Genomic DNA, 16,879 nt, shown 5'->3' on the forward strand with positions numbered 1-16,879 from the left:
AAGACAGAGGGACGCGGGGCAGTTTTTACAACATTACGAACTCGAAAGGGCTAAAGCGCCTTTGCCAAAGCAAAGCCTCCGAAAGTGCGAATGACGCGCGGCTGGAGGCTTTATCCTTACATCCTATTTGATTCCGAGTTTTATACGGTAGCTTAACAGCGTCTCCAAAGTGCGGCCGTCAAAATAACGCTCGACCTCTTCCCGGTAAGCGGCTATTGTCTCATCAAGCTCGCCTCCGCCGAGCCGAATCACGGTCTGGACGCCTCCCTGGCTGAGCGTGAGGCCGACATACCGCTCCGCGTCGCAGCGCTCGGTGTTGTGGAATACGACTTCGCGGGCGAAGGCAAATTCACCGCTTTCCTTAATCCGGCGCAGATGCTCATCCTTATTCCACTTAAAGGCCCGCTCCTCCGCCGGCAGGCGGCGCCCGATAATCGCTTCGGCCTGCTCGATCAGTTCGTGGTAGAGGGATTCAATCGACGGTTCGAGCACCGGCGGCCAGTCGCAGTCGTAGGCGGCGAAGATTCCTCCGGCCTTAAGTACCCGCCCCGCTTCCTTGAGCGTGCTTACGGGCTCCATCCAGTGGAAGGACTGGGAGCAGGTCACAATGTCGGCGCTCTCCGGCGGCAGGCCGAGCGCATTGGAATAACCCGGGATGAACGAGATCCCCTCCGGACTGCCGAGCGCTTTCCACTTCTCCAGCGCCTTGCCGCGCATATCGTCGCCGGGCTCTATGCCGATGACCGAATCGGCGGCCGCCAGCCATAGGAAGGTCGACAGTCCGGTGCCGCAGCCGAGGTCCACAACAAGGGCGGGTCTGCGCTTCAAATAGCCTGTAAGCAGCTCGGTCACGAGCCTGGGCGCCTGAGGCCGGTAACGGTCGTATTCATTCTGAAATCCCTTGAATCGTACAATGTTGGATTGATGATTTCCTTCGGGGATCATGGTTCCACACTCCATTTCCCAAGTATTTTGATGGATATTATACCAGTTTATGCCGGAGGTCGCAGTAAATGTGCGGCGGTTGTTCAGCTTCATATAAAAAGGTGTAAGATTGGGTTATGAAGTACAACTAACGTGCCGAGAATGGAATGATTCAAGCTTGTACAACCTAAACCGAAACCAAGACTTTACAACCCTTGACTATTTGGCCCGGGGTACGGAGAGGAAAGAAGTGCTTATGAGGCGTTAAGCAAACTGAAAATAATGGATGTGCTGAACGGCTATGACCCCATTTTGGTTGGCACGATTCCCATTCATATTGATCTTCCGGAATTAATGAATGGCGGTTATTTTTACGTGATGAATAGCGAGAACCGATTAATGGGTTCGGATATACAGCAAATGGTGGCTGCCGGTCAAACTAAGTAGAGGCATATGCAAAAAATCCCCGGGAGCTTCGAAAGAAGCATTCCCGGGGGATTTATCGTTCGTGGGCAGCCCGCTTGCAACTAGCGCAGCAGCGCGGGGTCGGCAGATGGAACGAGGCCTTCGGCTGCGGCTCTGCCCAGCAGGGCCGTAATGGCGGCATAGCCGCTGTCGCCAAGATCCATCGTAAAGTCGTTCACATAGAGATCGATATGCGATTTCGCCACCTGGGGCGACAGCTCCTGGGCATGTCCGAGGACGTACTCCCGCGAAGCCTGGGGGTTGTCCCAGGCGTGCCGGAGCGAGCTGCGAATCCAGCCGCTGATGGCGTCCGCGTCAAGATCACGGCGGGCGACAATCGCTCCGAGGGGGATAGGAAGTCCCGTGTCGCTCTCCCACCAGCTGCCGAGATCGACCAGCATATGCAGCCCGTAGGAAGCGTAAGTGAACCGGGCTTCGTGGATGACAAGTCCGGCGTCAATCTTCCCGTCCCGCACCGCGGGCATAATTTCGTTGAAGGGCATGACGACGATTTCGCCGACGCCGCCGGGGACATGGCTTGCCGCCCACAGCCGGAACAGCAGATAGGCGGTGGATCGCTCGCTTGGGACGGCGACCCGGCGGCCCGACAGCGCCGCCGGGCTCTTGGCATCCAGCGGCCCGCCCTTGGTCAGCAGGAGCGGTCCGCAGCCGCGGCCCAGCGCGCCGCCGCAGGGCAGAAGCGCGTACCGGTCCAGCACCCAGGGCAGGGCGGCGTAGGAGATTTTGAGGATGTCGAAGTCCGTCCCTTCGGCGGCAAGGCCGTTCGTAACGTCAATGTCGGCGTAGGTGACATTGAGCTTGGGGGCGCCCGGTACAAGGCCATGCGCCCAGGCATGAAAGACAAACGTATCGTTGGGGCAAGGAGAATAAGCAATATTCAGTTCTGCGGTCATTTCAGCACCTCCGATAGGATGGGCCCGGCGGCGGCGAGCGCTTCCAGCGCCTCGCCGATGCGCCAGGCCGCCCGGTCGCGGGGACCGACCGGGTTCGAGATCGCGCGAATCTCCAGCACCGGGAGATTCCGCGCCGCTGCGGCTGCGGCGACCCCGCAGCCTTCCATGGCCTCGGCGGCCGCGCCCGGCACGCGCGCCGCCAAAGCGGCGGCCGTCTCCGCAGAGCCGGTCGCCGTCGACACCGTGAGCACCGGTCCCGTGCTCACGGCCAGCCCCGCCGCCGCAAGCCCGGCGGCGAGGCTCGCTGCCCGGCTCGTGTCGGCCGGGTACGTTACGCGGCCGAAGCCGAGGTCGGCCGCGCTGCGGAAGCCCTCCGGCGTCTCGGCCCCGAGGTCGGCGAAGATCAGCTCGCTGGCCACGACCAGCGAGCCGACCGCCGCCCTGCCGGGGAAGCCGCCGCCGATCCCGGCGCTGACGACGCAGCCGTAGGAGCCGGCTGCAAGCGCAGCGGCGGTGCCGGCCGCCGCCGCCGCCGGGCCCGCGCCCGCGGCGATGACAGTGAAGCCGGCCGCGCCGCTGAGGCCGAGGCGGATCGCTTCCGCCTCGGCCTCCACCGCCGTAACGATAAGGACGCCCGGGGAGGCCGGTTCCTGCTCCTTGTGGGTTTCCTCTCCGGCATGGCCGGGGTCCAGGGGGGAAGTCACAGCGAGAATCCTCCTTATTAATAGAATGTATTATTAAATGGGTTCGGCAACCCGGAACGGCCAGCCCGTCCGATTGCCGAAATTAATAGAAATGTATAGCAAAGAAAAGGATACGCCCTTTTGCAGATGAGGTCAATTTCCCCGGCGGACAGGCGCTTACCGTGACGTACGTTTATTTTTAAGAAAGTGTTGACAGAATAAAAATAAGGGTGTATATTTATCTTAACTTAAAGATAATTAATTTAAAGATACACGAGCTAAGCTGGAGGTGATGGAAATGAGCGGACCGAAAGAGGAACTGATCGTAGCCGGAGATGTGAGCGGCCGGGATGAAGCGGCGTCGCTGAAGCTGTTCGTCGTCCTGTCCAAAGCTTACCGGAGTCTGATGGACCGGGCCGTCAAGGATATGAAGAGCTACGGGCTGTCGTCCGCCGAGTTTATGGTGCTTGAGGTGCTCTATCACAGAACCCGCATTCCGCTGCAGCAGATCGGAGAGAAGATTCTGGTCACGAGCGGAAGCATCACCTATAACATCGACAAGCTGGAGAAGAAGGGGCTGCTGAAGCGCGTTCCCTGCAGCGAGGACCGGCGCGTAACGTACGCCGAGATTACCGATGAGGGCCGGAAGCTGTTCGACGAGATTTTTCCGAAGCATGTATCCATGCTGCACGGGATGATGGGCGGACTGAACACGGAGGAGAAGGAGCAGGCAACCGAATGGTTGAAGCTGCTGGGAAAAGGGGCCGGTTCCTAGGAGGCCCGCAATTTTTTATCTAATATCTTAAAGTAAAGATTATTAAAAACAAGAGAATGGAGAGGATTAAAAATGATTAGTGTAGGATTGCTGTTGATTCGTTTGTTTATCGGTGTTGCGTTTATCGGCCATGGGGCGCAAAAGCTGTTCGGCTGGTTCGGCGGCTACGGCCCGAAGGGAACTGGTGGCTGGATGGAATCGGTTGGCATTAAGCCGGGTGTGGCGATGGCGGTGCTGGCCGGAATTCTGGAGCTTGGCGGCGGACTCTTGTTCGCGGCGGGCCTGTTCACACCGGTTGGGGCCGTGATGCTGATCCTGGCGATGGCCGGAGCGATGAAAGTACATTTGTCGAACGGTTTCTGGGCTACTGCAAACGGTTATGAATATCCATTGACCTTGCTTGTTGTAGCGGCTGGCGTAGCGTTTGCGGGTCCGGGTTCCATTTCGCTGGATCATCTGTTGTTCTAATTCGATTGACCTTCTAATTTCTAATTTCTAATACCGAGAGGAGAATGATTATTATGACACTTCAAACTGCAGGTATTCACCATATTACAGCGTTCGTTCAGGACGCTCAGCGGAACGCGGACTTTTATGCAGGCATTCTTGGTTTACGGCTTGTGAAAAAAACAGTCAATTTCGACGCGCCTGAGGTCTATCACCTGTACTTTGGCAACGAAAACGGCGCGCCGGGCACAATCATCACGTTCTTCCCTTCGCCTATCGGACGTAAGGGAAGAATCGGCAGCGGCATGGTCGGCGTGACGACCTATGCTGTACCCGCCGGTTCACTCGGATTCTGGGAAGAACGGCTGAACGCCTACGGCATCCCTTACACCACCGTTCACCGCATCGGGGAGACTTACCTTTCCCTGGCCGATTACGACGGCCTGCGGGTTGAACTGGTGGAGCGGGAGGAGGGTCCGCTGAGCAACTGGTCGTTCGGCGGCATTCCGGTAGAGCATGCCATTAAGGGATTCGGCGGAGCGGTGCTGTACAGCATAAATCCAGCTAGTACGGAAGATACGCTGGTTAACACGCTCGGTTTTGAACGAATTGCCGAAGGAGACGGTTATGTGCGCTTCAGAGCGGAGGGTCCGTACGGCAACATTGTGGATATCAAGACCGACCCGTTGCCTTTTGGGGCGGGGGGAAGCGGTACGGTGCATCATATTGCGTGGCGCGCCAAGGATGACGCCGAGCAGCTGGAGTGGAAAGACTTCGTACAAAGCCGGGGCTTTCAAGTGACTCCGGTGCAGGACCGGAATTACTTCAACGCCATCTACTTCCGTGAAGAAGGCGGCATCCTGTTCGAGATCGCGACAGATCCTCCGGGCTTTGCAGTTGACGAGGACTCCGAACATCTGGGCGAGAAGCTGATGCTCCCGGCATGGTACGAGCCGCACCGGGCGGCGATTGAGACCAATCTGGCACCTTTTGAGGTGCGGGAAATCGAGGTGAAGTCAGAATGATTCATATTTTCCGCGAAGGCTCGGACTCCACGAAACCGACGCTGGTGCTGTTTCACGGAACGGGCGGCGACGAGCATGATCTGATTCCGCTCGCCGAGATGCTCTCTCCGGGCTCTTCCGTCCTCGGGATACGCGGCAGCGTGCTGGAGAACGGGATGCCCCGTTTCTTCCGCCGCCTGGCGGAAGGCGTATTCGACGAAGCGGATCTGATTGCCCGAACGCATGAAGTTAAGGCCTTTCTGGACGAGGCGGCGGTGAAATACGGCTTCGATTCGTCCCGCCTCGCCGCCGTCGGGTATTCCAACGGAGCCAACATTGCGGGCAGTCTGCTGCTGCATTACGGAAATGTATTTTCTTCCGCGGTGCTGCTGCATCCGATGGTTCCGCTGCGGGGGCTGACCCCGCCGTCCTTAAGCGGCGTGTCCGTCTTCATCGGAGCGGGGGTCAACGACCCGCTCATTTCAAAGGCCGAGACCGAAGAGCTTCGGGAGCTACTGGCCGGCGCGGGCGCGGACGTAACCGTGCAATGGAGCAATCAGGGGCACCGGGTGAGCGCCGCCGAAGCGGAGGCCGCGAAGAATTGGCTGGATCGCCAAAGCTTCGAGGCTTAAGCCGGATGCTTGCTTAACGGGCAATTCCGGGACGAAGCAGGCGCCGCTTCTATCCCGTTCATCATAACGGAAGGATGCAGAATTACGGCGGTATGCCGGGTTCTGCATCCTTTTTTAGTGACAAAATCATGATATTGATATTGGTTTTATGTGCCTTTATGTTATGATGGGGAACACAAGGGGGGAATGATGAGCGGTCGATCCATGGCTTTAAAATGACAGAACGATTGCTCTTCTTAATTAATATGACGAACGAATCGCCGTTGACGAAAGAGATGATTTTGGATGCCGCGGAACAGGTGCTGCGGCGTTATGGGCCAGATAAAACTTCCGTTATAGATATAGCCAAATTCCTTCAAGTCAGTCACGGAACGCTGTATCGGCATTTCTCGAGCAAGGCTGCGTTGAGGGAGGCCGTTACGGAGAGATGGCTGGATATAAGCATTGCCGAACCTTTGCAGGAGATTGCGGATAGGGCTGAGGGGAGTGCCGCGGAGCAATTGCGCTTGTGGGTGGAGACGCTCATAAAGAAGAAGCGGATGCATGCTTCGGATGATCCCGAGATGTTTGTCATGTACGCAGACGTTACTGTGAGAATAGGGGACATGATCGCGATGCACATCAATCGCCTGATAAAGCAGATTGCATCGATTATCGAACGCGGCATGCAGGCGGGGGAATTCAAACCGGATTCCGCGGATGCCATTGCAAGGGCTGTGTTCATGGCAACAGAAAGCTTTCATCATCCTGCCCATGCCCAGGAATGGTCGTCCGAAATGATCGACGAAGACTTCGAAACGGTATGGCGCTTGATTCTTTCCGGCCTTAAGTAAAATACGCCTTTTAGAAACAGAACGGGTTATTCCGGGTTTGTTTCTAAGAGGCGTATTTTTTTCGTCCGTGATGACGCGGAAAAGGCATTCGGCAGCCGATGACAAGCATCGGACAGCATCCAGATAAATAAATGACAAAAAAACAATTTTGTTAATTGACATTTGTTTTGTGTCATTCTATAATCAAGTCATCAAGAACAACAAGAACACGCAAACGAGATTTTGGACGATAAGGCTCAGCAGAGCCAACCCCAAAAGGAGATGTTAAACATGACTCAAAGTAAAAAGAGCGTTGTGCTCGTAACGGGCGCAGGTACGGGAATCGGAAATTTATCCGCTCGTACGCTCGCCGCGGCCGGTCATACCGTATACGCCAGCATGCGCGACGTAGAGGGGCGCAATGCTTCGAAAGCGAAAGCCCTTCATGAATACGCCGCAGTGAACGGCTACAAGATTAAGGTCGTGGAGTTGGACGTGCTTTCTCAGGAATCCGCGGATCGAGCGGTGCAGACGATCATTGAGGAGCAAGGACAACTGGACGTTGTGATGCACAATGCCGGCCACTTGGTCGTCGGGGTTGTCGAAGCGTTCTCGCCGGAAGAAATGGTCAAGGTGTTCGATACGAATGTCCTGGGTACGCAGAGGGTTAACCGGGCGGCGCTGCCGTACATGAGGGCGCAGCAATCCGGCCTCCTGCTCTGGATCAGCAGCACGACCGTACGCGGCGGTTTCCCGCCGTTCCTCGGACCTTATGTAGCCGCCAAAGCCGCTATGGACTCCCTGGCCCAGACCATGGCTTACGAAGTTGCGAAGTTCGGCATCGAAACGTCATTTGTCGTACCCGGCGCCTTTACGCAAGGGACATCCCATTTTCCAAGCGCGGGCCATCCTCAGGATGAGAAGACCTCGGCAGCTTATGACCGTATTAACGGCCTGCTTGACGAGGTAGGGGAACGCTTGAGTGCCTTGACTCCGCCGGATGCCGATCCGCAAGCGGTCGCGGACGAAGTGGCCCGAATCGTCAGCCTGCCGGCTGGAAGCCGCCCTGCACGTTCGGTCATCGATTTCGTGAATGACGGCGCGGCCGAAGTGACGGAGCTGTCGGAGAAGCTGCGCATTGAATTTGTACATCGCCTTGGTTTGGAGGAACTGTTGAAACCAACTGTTTTGCAGTAATCGATTGATTTTTAAATGAAAGCAAGGAAGTTAATAAACAAATACAAAAAAAGGATGGGATATATAATGGAAAAGAATCTTGCAGGCAAAGTAGCTTTGGTAACGGGCGCATCGCGCGGCATCGGGCAAACAATCGCGGAGGAGCTGGCGGCGCACGGGGCAAAGGTTGTCGTTAACTACGCGAGCAGCCCGGCGAAGGCGGAAGAAGTGGTGGCCGGAATCAAACAGAGCGGCGGAGAAGCGGTGGCGATTCAGGCGGATATCAGCAAGGTGGCGGAAGTCGAGAGCCTGTTTAAGAAGACACTGGACGCTTACGGGCAGGTGGACATCCTCGTTAATAACGCCGGGATTATGATCACAAAGCCGCTCGTAAACACGACGGAGGAGGATTTCGATAAGCAGTTTGCGATTAATGTCAAAGGGACGTTCTTTGCCATCCAGCAGGCGGCGCTGCATATGAAGGAGAACGGGCGCATCATCAACTTCTCCACATCGGTGATTGGCCATATGCTCCCGACTTATAGCACTTATACCGGAACGAAAGGAGCCGTGGAGCAGTTCACCCGCCAGCTGGCCAAAGAGCTCGGACCGAAAGGGATTACCATTAACGCAGTTTCTCCCGGACCGGTGAACACGGAACTCTTTACTGTAGGCAAAACGGAGGAGCAGATCAAGGCGGTGGGCAGTGCCAATTCATTCGGACGCTTGGCTGAGCCGGAGGATATTTCGAAGGTTGTGCTGTTCCTGGCCGGTCCGGAATCCCAATGGGTGACGGGACAGACCTTGCGCGTGAACGGCGGATTTATTTAACAGAGCGGGAGAGCGGGACAACGGCACGGACGAGGCAGAATGATTTCAGCATAAAAAAGCAGCGGCGGTCCCGGGACGTTAAATCTTCGTCTCGGGGAGCGCCGCTGCTTTGCGTTAGCAGGACCCTGCCGGGGGTGAGGTTACAGCGGCTCCTGAAGGAGGGCCTGCGCATGATTCGCCTGGGTCTGCCGCCGCGACCGGCCATGCATCACTTTGACGAGCAGGATACACATGGCAATATTGAATAGCGCCGAGAAGAACAGCAGGAAGCCGACATGGCCGTCGCGGCTTACGTAGCCGTAGTAGACGGCATACGTATTGAGGAAGATGGTGGCGCTGTATCCGAAGGCCATCCAAAGAAGGCGTCTGTCTTTGAAATAGACGTAGGCCAATAGCGCCAGCGCTGCCGCCGGGAACAGGTATCGCTCATGCATGCTTGACGAAAAGGTGAATACGCCCGATATCAGGAGCAGGGCGGACAGCGATGCGAATGCGGCGCTGCGGCTGCGCAAATAACACCAGCCCGACAGCAGCGTGGCGGCGACGATAAAAATCAGGCCCCAGACCTGGTAGCTGAAGAGCAGAAGCGTGGACGAAGAGTCCTTGTAATTGGCACCGAGCAGCCCGAACAGGTTAAAGGCGTTCACCGAAGCGTAAGGGTACTCGTTCACCGTGCCGCTGTACAGTTCATAGAGCCACAGCGGACTTTTGCCCGAAGAGAAGGGCAGCGCGGCGATTACGACAGTCACGGCGGCAATGGCCGCCGCTTTGAGCCAAGCCTTAAGCTTGCCCGTACGCAGAAGCGCGAACAGCAGCACAGGCGTATAGATGATGCCCTGCGGCTTCATCAGAATGGCAAGGGTCAGGAACAAAGACGCCCAGCCGAGCTTCCGGCGGGTCATCGCAAGCACGGACAAGACCACGAGCATGGTGAAAAAGGAGTCGACCTGCCCCCAGAACGTGGCGTTGATCAGCACCGCCGGGTTGAACATGTAGAAGCCGGCGATCAGAAAGGCCGTCTCGAACCTTAGATAGCGGCTGGCCGCTTTATACAGCAATCCGGCGGTAACCGCATCCGCGAGGATCGAGGGCAGCTTGATGAGCGTCAGAAAATAGGGCTCGATCTGCGGCAGCGTCACGATTTTGCCAGTCGCGTACAGAATGTACACATACAGCGGCGGATAATCGCTCGAGCTTGTGTCGTAAAAGGTGCCGAGGCCGTTTGCCGCCGCCTGCGCCCACGTTGTGAAGAAGCGGATGTCGCCCCGGTAACCCGAAATCCAGGGGGCGGCGGCAAGCTTGAGGCACAGGCCCGCGGCCAGCAGCAGGCAGACTGCAAGCCCCCTGCGGCTCACGTTCATGCGCAGCTTGCCGGCCTTCGCATAATAGAAGGCCGCCGCCAGCAGCCCGGCGAACAGCGCCGCGTAAACGGCCAGCGCCGTCCCGTACTGGCCGTCGCTTCCGAAGCCGCCTCCAGCGAAACCGCGGCCGCTCCCGGAGCCGGAGGCCGCACTAGCTCCGCTGCTGCCGTCCGCGGCGCTCTGCTGTCCGCCGCCTGCGCCTGCCTCCGCAGCACCGCCGTCCGTCGCGTTCTGCCGCCCGAGGGGCAGCGTTCCGTTCCGGTCCCCTGGGAACGCGCCTCGCTCCCCGCTTCGGAACGTGGCTCCTTCGCCGCCGCGCCACTGCATGCCTGCGCCGGTTTCGACTGAGGCCCCGCTGCCGCTCACTTTTGCCAGAGAATAGATGCAAATCCCAAGAGATAGCACCAGCATCAGGGTCAGGCCTGCGATCCATTTATGATTTTTAATCCGGGTCATGGGCTTCTCCTCTCCTTTATGTATCGAATGATGGCCTTATTATAAAAGCGTGACCTTAAGATATGCTGAATAGCCGATGGGATTAGGGAGAATGCGAAACGGCCAGCCCAGCGGCATGATTCTTGGTATTGAACAGATTTAGTGTCGCAGTCCCCCGCCTCTAAGCCAACAGCGAAGGTGGGGGTTAGACACGTCCGCTTAACAAACATATGTTCTTGTGTTATGCTAGATCCATCAAATTACGATGGAGGCGCGTCTCATGAAGGTGGTCAAAACACTCAAACATCCGATTACATCTCACCACCGCATGCTGGATGCGACTCTCCATGTGTATCAAGAAGCGTTATCGTTTTTGATTACGGTCATTCAAGAGCAGTTTATCACCTTGGAATCGTTATCCACCCAAGCCGTGGTGACGGCGGTAGAACGGCTGACTCACCATACCAGACAAAATCCGAATCCGCTATACGCCGAGTTTGATCAACGCTTTTATAAGTTTCCTTCGTACTTCCGCAGAAGTGCCATTGCCGAAGCGTTTGGCATTGTGAAAAGTCATCATTCCCGTTTTGAGCTTTGGCAAGCCGAGCGGCAACACGCCCTGCAAGAAGGGAAACGTTTTTCGAGGAAACCGCCGACACTTCAGGCTCAGCATAAGGCGTTCCCTTGCTTGTACAAAGGCAACATGTTCATTCGAACCTCTGATAGGACAGCCAACATCAAGGTATTTCATCAAGGGGATTGGGTCTGGCTCCCCATTACCTTTAAAGGGCAAGACCTATTCAAACGTAACGTGTGGAGCATGAAAGAATGCAGCCCCACATTGGTTCGAACAGGAAAACGCTATGCCCTTCATATCGCCTATAAGGGGGATGTGAAGTTGACTCAGACGGAACATTCCAAGCAGCGGGTGTGTGCCGTTGATTTGGGGTTAACGAATTCCGCAGTTTGTTCCATGATGGACGCAAGCGGCACTGTCTTGGCGAGGACATTTATCAACCAAGCCAAAGAAAAAGATCGGATGCGCCAAATCACAGGCAAACTGAAACAAGCTCAGCGACAATCCGGTATAGGGGCAAAACCGAATTTCTGGCGGCGGATGAACGGCTTACAGACGCATATCATCCACGATACCGCGCATCAAATCCTCGCCTTTGCCCAAAAGTACCACGCTGATGTCATTGTCATGGAGTATTTAGGCAAGATGCGTCTGCCTAAAGGAACGTGGGGAGCCAAGCGGTTTCGTGCCAAGCTCCAGTTTTGGGCGAAACGGCGCATCCAAACGAAAGTGACCGAAATGGCGCATTTCTTGGGGATGCGGGTTTCCATGGTCAATCCGGCGAATACCAGTGCGCTTGCTTTTGACGGCAGTGGATTTGTACAACGCAACACAAAGCGGGATGTTGCTGTATTCACAACAGGCAAAATGTATCACGCAGACCTTAATGCCTCGTATAACATCGGCGCACGATACGTGCTACGTAATATACAAAAATCCACATCTGAAAAGAGGTGGTTGTCCTTGGAGGCAAAAGACCCTTCATTGGCAAAACGAACGTATTGGACGTTGGCTTCCCTCATTAGGGTGCAACAGGCACTGAGACTTCAAACATGAAGCTCCCAAGCGTGTGCAACCCTGTATCGATGCCAACAGAAGCCCCCACTTCATGCGTAAGCTAAGTGGGGGAGAGTTCCCCTTTTTGGAGCGCATCCTTTAGTATTAAGAGATACAAAACTTTAGTATGAAGAAATACAAAACAGCTTGCGTGCTGCTGCAACGGAAAGGTAGAAAAATGGATACAACCTCTAAAGTAAACGGCCTTGAACCGGCAGACATCCGGTCTTCCCGGAAGCTGAGAATTCAATTGGCCGTTATTCTGGGCGCTGTCGCCACGATCGGCCCGCTGTCGATCGACATGTATTTGCCCGCGCTTCCCGGGCTGGGCAGATCGTTCGGGGCTTCGCCCGCGCTCGTTCAGCTCAGCCTGAGCTGCTTTCTGATCGGTCTGGCGCTCGGGCAGCTGCTATCGGGGCCGCTGAGCGACGTGTACGGACGCCGCCGCCCGCTGATGATCGGCATGGCGGTATATGCCCTGTCCTCGCTGCTCTGCGCGTTTAGCCCTTCCATCGGATTTCTGGTCGTGATGCGCCTGATCCAGGGACTGTCCGGCTCGGTGGGAGTCGTCATTTCACGCGCCGCCGTACGCGATTTGTTCTCCGGTTCCGAACTGACCCGGTTCTTCGCGCTGCTGATGGTCGTTAACGGCCTAGGGCCGATAGCGGCTCCGGTAATCGGCGGACAGCTGCTGCGGTTTACGACATGGCAGGGTGTTTTTTTCGTGCTGTTCGCTGCCGGCGTTCTTTTTTGCCTGACGATCTGGCTGCGCCTGCCGGAGACTCTGCCGCCGGAGCGCCGTTCCAAGGGAGGGCTTAAAGAAACGCTGGCGACCTTTGGGAAGCTGCTGCGCAATCCCGGGTTTATGGGGTATGTCTTGTCGCAAAGCTTTGTCTTCGGGGCGATGTTCGCCTACATTTCGGGCTCATCCTTCGTGCTGCAAAATATGTTCGGCGTATCTCCGCAAATGTACAGCCTGATCTTTGCCGTGAACGGTCTGGGCATCATCATTGCCGGGCAAGCCGCCGGCCGTCTGTCGGGACGGGTCGGGGAGAGAGGCGTCCTTGTATGGGGACTTATTCAATGCTTAGCGGGCGGCCTGCTCCTGCTGTATTCGATTTTGACCGAAGGCGGACTTCTTCTGCTGCTGATTGGGTTATTCGCTGTCGTATCGAGCGTCGGACTCGTAGGGACGACCACCTTCTCGCTGGCGATGCAGGATCAGGGAGAGAACGCGGGCAGCGCTTCGGCGCTGCTAGGGCTGCTTCCGCTGCTGATGGGCGGATTGGTGTCCCCGCTGGTTGGCCTGGGAGGCGGAGAAACGGCGCTGCCAATGGGAACGGTAATCGCGGGCGCAAGCCTTTGCTCCGTCCTGTCGTACGCCCTGCTGGCGAGAAGAAAGGGGCGGAGGCCATGAGCAGAAAAGATTTGTCCGCGCTGCTGCTGCTGGCTCTCATCTGGGGAGCCTCTTTTCTGTTTATGCGTATCGCCTCGCCGGTCTTCGGCCCGGTCGTGACGACCGAGCTTCGAGTGGCCATCGCGGCGGGCGCTCTGCTGCTGTACGCCGTCCTTACGCGCAGTCCTATCGGGCTGCGCAAGCGCTGGAAGCCTTTTCTCCTGCTGGGCGGGCTGAACGCCGCACTGCCGTTCTCGCTCATCTGCGCGGCGGAGCTGCATCTGAGCGCTTCACTGGCCGCGATCCTCAATGCGACCACGCCGATCTTTGCCGCCCTGGCGGCCTGGGGCACCGGCGGGGAGAGACCCGGCCTTTCCAAAGCGGCGGGCCTTGTTCTGGGGCTGGCCGGCGTCGGAATTCTGGTCGGCTGGAGCCCCGAGCCGATGGACAAGACGATGCTGTATTCCGTATTGTTCTCGCTCGGAGCCGCGCTGGCCTATGGCTTCGGGGGCCTGTACGCCGCCCGGGTCGGCAAGGGAGTGCCGCCGCTGACGCTCGCCATCGGCCAGCAGCTTGGGGCGGCCGCCCTGCTGCTGCCGCTGGTCGCGGTATTTCCTCCGCCGGAGCGGCCTACGATGGCGGCGGCACTATCGGTGCTCTGCCTTTCGCTCATATGCACCGCCTTTGCCTACCTGCTGTATTTCCGGCTGATCGCAAGTGTGGGCGCGGTCAAGACGGTGAGCGTCACCTTTCTAGTTCCGGTGTTCGGATTGGTCTGGGGAGTCATTTTTCTGCATGAATCGGTCTATCTGAATACAGTCGCCGGTTTGGCGATCATTCTGCTGGGCATTGCACTGATTGGCGGGCGGTTTAGGAAAGCCGTGGGGCAAAAAGGGACTTTGGCGCGTCATCTTGCAAAAGTCGAAAGTGAAAATGCGGAGTTATAAGAACAGAAGCTTAAAGAAATGCGTTAAGCCGCGGCGTGATGCCGCGGCTCTTTTTATAGATTACCAATCAGTTATTCCGTTCTACCGGGTGAAACTTCTACTTATTGAAAAGGATGACCGTTTTACCCGCTGCATTAATATACCCGTATTTCCCTTTACTGTTTTGGACAAGGGCTAATCCTTCGGAGAACCCGCGCGCATGAGTGTATAAATAAGGAGTGGCCAATTCACCGGATGTATTGACAAAACCCAGCTTGCCGCCTTTCGGCGCGTAGGCCACGGCCAAGCCGTCGGTGAAATAAAAGTCGGAGGCGTATTTCTTTAGGAACACATGCATTACTTTCCATGACCGGTCGAGTATAAGCTGTTTATCCGAGTCGGGAATGGAAACATGAGCCACGCCCTCCGAAAAATATCCTCCTTCCGCATACTTGCAAGGAATCGCCAGTGCACCCTTGGTGTTAGGCCAAGGGAATCATCCCCTTTCATGATGAATTTCCACGCGATACTAAGCTGTTATATGGGAAGCTGGCTACGGAAGCACAAAGAAGATAAATAAAACGGAGGGAACCCTGCCGGGAAGGGGCGTCGGCAGGGTTCGGATCACATGTTTCCCTCTATTCTATTTTTTACCGATAAGTTGCATATTTTTAAAGAATAAAATACAAGTTTTAAACTTATTTCTTGAGGTTATTGCATATAATTAGTATGATAATTACCATTTAAGGGAGTTGTTTGCAATAAATAGGAAAATAATGATACTATCTTCGTTGCTGTCCTTTAACTTACTTTTAGCATGTAGTAGCCAGCCAAGCGGGGCAGGTGATAAACCTACCTCTGAATCATCCGCAGCAACAGTAACGCCTTTTTCTCCAAAGTCTACGGTTACTCCTGCTGAAACAGAAGGGGGTATAGTTAGCCAGTTTTCGAAATCAACTCTTTCCGATTCTATTTCTTTAGATACTATTAGTGATACGCCTTCTATCCGAGCAGAAACAGATCTTGTAGATGGAAAGATATTAATGATTTCCGGAGACCGTGAAGAGCGTGGACATCTAATTGCTCCAAGTGTTCTGGGTGCTGAGGGCGATCAGACATTTCAAAGCAATTATAAAATTGTCTATCGGAAGGGGAACAATGATAAGGTTCTTTTAGAGTTGCCTGCCTTTTTGTATTTGCAGCCAACTGATAAAATATTACCTTTTGATAAAGTAAGTTTTAAAGAAGCAGATATTTTTTTACTAACACCGCAATATCGTACTGGGCATGGTCTTGAAGCGTATGTTTTCGCAGTAGATAAACAAAATGGGGATGTATTTCCTATAGAGATACGGAAAGGAGAAAAAACATCTAAAACGCTCTTATATGCTGAACTAGGGAATCAAAATGGACAATTAGTCGTGTATCCCCCAATAGGAGCTGGTACGCCTGAAAAGGATACTAAGGAAATACATTATAAATTAGACCTTCGCAATAAGCAATTTATTGCAGATTAAAAAAGGAGCTTGCCTACTCTTGGGGCAGCCCATTTTTGGTTTAAAATAGACGCTGAGCATTTATTATTATATTTTTTGAAATAATTCTATTTTATAGAAACATATTCTGTGAATTTTCATCCAATACATAAATGGTTATTTGGGAGGGGTATTAGTGAAACGTTCTATAAAAATTGGATTAGCTGGATTAGTCCTTACTGCTGTTTTTAGTGCTGGGGCTTACGCAGCGACTACAGTTCCAAAAATATTTGTTAACAGTAATCAAGTCAAAACCAGTACACAGCCTAAAATCATTGATGGCTCTGTTTATGTTCCAATACGGGTAATCTCCGAAGGGCTTGGAGTTGATATCCAATGGGATAATAAGAACAAGGCCGTTTACGTAGAGTCTGATCCAAACTTTAAGTTGGAAAATAGCAGTGTCCAATATGTTTCGGAGCGGAACTTGGCTTATAAGTGGATCATGGCCTATGACGAGAGAAATCACCAAGGGGTGCTTGATCTAGTTACCTCTAATTTCTCGACTGATATCTACAATGAAAGTTTTCCTACCGGCACTTACAATATGGGGAGCATTGTTGATATAAAAGCTGTCGCGCGCGAAACCAACGGCCTTACCGTGAGAATTGTTCAACGTGTAACTGCAGAAGATGATTATAAAGTTAAAGTGGAAAAATGGAATTTTACTTTTGAAGAAGGTAAAATTAAGTCGGTGAAGGCCGTACCAAACTCCGCTAAATATTTGGATCGTTATACAGTGTTTCCAGGAGCAAGTTTTGGGATATAAAATATGGTATTACTTGTGTGTAAATATTGAAAATTTTCGCATAGGATAATCCCTGTGGCTTTTGGCTACTTAATTAATAGCTGGTCAATGGCTATGTTTCAAATGCCTTTTCGTTTTATTAGGTCAGCCAGAAACTTCTGGTTGGCCTAATTTTGTAGGTG

General features: G+C 54.5%; 18 protein-coding genes and 1 pseudogene. 13 read left to right on the top strand and 6 right to left on the bottom strand.

The annotated features are described in order from the left end of the window. Positions 1-123 precede the first annotated feature (123 nt). Positions 124-945, bottom strand: a complete 822-nt coding sequence (locus G5B47_RS06930; protein ID WP_165096012.1) for a class I SAM-dependent methyltransferase — start codon at positions 943-945, stop codon at positions 124-126. Positions 946-1,206: 261 nt separating this feature from the next. Here G5B47_RS06930 and G5B47_RS06935 point away from each other — a divergent pair, with 261 nt between their 5' ends. Further along, positions 1,207-1,371 (top strand): hypothetical protein, encoded by a 165-nt coding sequence (locus tag G5B47_RS06935; RefSeq protein WP_165096014.1) that lies wholly within the window; start codon positions 1,207-1,209, stop codon positions 1,369-1,371. An 80-nt stretch (positions 1,372-1,451) separates the two neighbouring features. Here G5B47_RS06935 and G5B47_RS06940 read toward each other — a convergent pair whose 3' ends face one another. Both G5B47_RS06940 and G5B47_RS06945 read right to left on the bottom strand, forming a co-directional pair. Continuing rightward, positions 1,452-2,291: a 1,4-dihydroxy-6-naphthoate synthase gene (locus tag G5B47_RS06940; RefSeq protein ID WP_165096652.1), complete on the bottom strand. Its 840-nt coding sequence runs from the start codon at positions 2,289-2,291 to the stop codon at positions 1,452-1,454. A gap of 8 nt (positions 2,292-2,299) precedes the next feature. After that, entirely contained in the window at positions 2,300-3,007 is a 708-nt protein-coding gene (locus G5B47_RS06945; protein ID WP_407945214.1) for a futalosine hydrolase, read from the bottom strand. Between the two features lie 277 nt (positions 3,008-3,284). Here G5B47_RS06945 and G5B47_RS06950 point away from each other — a divergent pair, with 277 nt between their 5' ends. From G5B47_RS06950 to G5B47_RS06980, 7 genes are all read left to right on the top strand, one after another. Then, on the top strand, positions 3,285-3,761 hold the full coding sequence (locus G5B47_RS06950) for a MarR family winged helix-turn-helix transcriptional regulator (RefSeq protein WP_165096016.1): 477 nt from the start codon (positions 3,285-3,287) through the stop codon (positions 3,759-3,761). A gap of 72 nt (positions 3,762-3,833) precedes the next feature. Then, a complete protein-coding gene (locus G5B47_RS06955) occupies positions 3,834-4,229 on the top strand; it encodes a DoxX family protein (protein WP_025336963.1) in 396 nt (131 codons plus the stop codon). Between the two features lie 53 nt (positions 4,230-4,282). Further along, entirely contained in the window at positions 4,283-5,233 is a 951-nt protein-coding gene (locus tag G5B47_RS06960) for a ring-cleaving dioxygenase (RefSeq protein ID WP_165096018.1), read from the top strand. Continuing rightward, positions 5,230-5,844 carry an alpha/beta hydrolase gene (locus G5B47_RS06965; RefSeq protein ID WP_165096020.1) on the top strand — a complete coding sequence of 205 codons (615 nt, stop codon included), beginning with the start codon at positions 5,230-5,232 and terminating at the stop codon, positions 5,842-5,844. Before G5B47_RS06960 ends, G5B47_RS06965 begins: the two co-directional genes overlap by 4 nt. Before the next feature lie 215 nt (positions 5,845-6,059). Next, on the top strand, positions 6,060-6,677 hold the full coding sequence (locus G5B47_RS06970; protein ID WP_206107263.1) for a TetR family transcriptional regulator: 618 nt from the start codon (positions 6,060-6,062) through the stop codon (positions 6,675-6,677). Between the two features lie 270 nt (positions 6,678-6,947). Continuing rightward, positions 6,948-7,853, top strand: a complete 906-nt coding sequence (locus G5B47_RS06975; RefSeq protein ID WP_165096022.1) for an SDR family oxidoreductase — start codon at positions 6,948-6,950, stop codon at positions 7,851-7,853. 66 nt (positions 7,854-7,919) lie between these two features. After that, positions 7,920-8,663, top strand: coding sequence for an SDR family oxidoreductase (locus G5B47_RS06980; RefSeq protein ID WP_165096024.1), 744 nt, complete (start codon positions 7,920-7,922; stop codon positions 8,661-8,663). Between the two features lie 140 nt (positions 8,664-8,803). On the opposite strand, the gene G5B47_RS06985 is transcribed toward G5B47_RS06980, so the two are convergent. Beyond that, positions 8,804-10,480, bottom strand: coding sequence for a glycosyltransferase 87 family protein (locus tag G5B47_RS06985; protein WP_165096026.1), 1,677 nt, complete (start codon positions 10,478-10,480; stop codon positions 8,804-8,806). A gap of 259 nt (positions 10,481-10,739) precedes the next feature. Here G5B47_RS06985 and G5B47_RS06990 point away from each other — a divergent pair, with 259 nt between their 5' ends. The 3 genes from G5B47_RS06990 (at position 10,740) to G5B47_RS07000 (ending at position 14,435) form a co-directional block, all read left to right on the top strand. Then, positions 10,740-12,092, top strand: a complete 1,353-nt coding sequence (locus tag G5B47_RS06990) for an RNA-guided endonuclease TnpB family protein (protein ID WP_165096029.1) — start codon at positions 10,740-10,742, stop codon at positions 12,090-12,092. 178 nt (positions 12,093-12,270) lie between these two features. After that, positions 12,271-13,509, top strand: coding sequence for a multidrug effflux MFS transporter (locus G5B47_RS06995; protein WP_165096031.1), 1,239 nt, complete (start codon positions 12,271-12,273; stop codon positions 13,507-13,509). Continuing rightward, complete coding sequence (locus G5B47_RS07000; protein ID WP_165096033.1) at positions 13,506-14,435, top strand: DMT family transporter; 930 nt, start codon at positions 13,506-13,508, stop codon at positions 14,433-14,435. The genes G5B47_RS06995 and G5B47_RS07000 overlap by 4 nt, the downstream gene beginning before the upstream one ends. Positions 14,436-14,532: 97 nt before the next feature. Here G5B47_RS07000 and G5B47_RS07005 read toward each other — a convergent pair whose 3' ends face one another. Together G5B47_RS07005 and G5B47_RS26160 are read right to left on the bottom strand one after the other, a co-directional pair. Continuing rightward, positions 14,533-14,772, bottom strand: coding sequence for a WG repeat-containing protein (locus tag G5B47_RS07005; RefSeq protein WP_235949780.1), 240 nt, complete (start codon positions 14,770-14,772; stop codon positions 14,533-14,535). Positions 14,773-14,832: 60 nt separating this feature from the next. Then, positions 14,833-14,889 (bottom strand): annotated as a pseudogene (locus G5B47_RS26160) (hypothetical protein); the annotation flags it as partial. 277 nt (positions 14,890-15,166) lie between these two features. Between G5B47_RS26160 and G5B47_RS07010 the strand changes: the two are divergent. Then, positions 15,167-15,931 (top strand): hypothetical protein, encoded by a 765-nt coding sequence (locus G5B47_RS07010; protein ID WP_165096037.1) that lies wholly within the window; start codon positions 15,167-15,169, stop codon positions 15,929-15,931. Positions 15,932-16,085: 154 nt separating this feature from the next. Then, positions 16,086-16,718: a stalk domain-containing protein gene (locus G5B47_RS07015; protein ID WP_165096039.1), complete on the top strand. Its 633-nt coding sequence runs from the start codon at positions 16,086-16,088 to the stop codon at positions 16,716-16,718. The last annotated feature ends 161 nt before the right edge of the window (positions 16,719-16,879 follow it).

Source organism: Paenibacillus apii, assembly GCF_011043685.1.
GTDB classification, from domain to species: Bacteria; Bacillota; Bacilli; order Paenibacillales; family Paenibacillaceae; genus Paenibacillus_AQ; species Paenibacillus_AQ sabinae.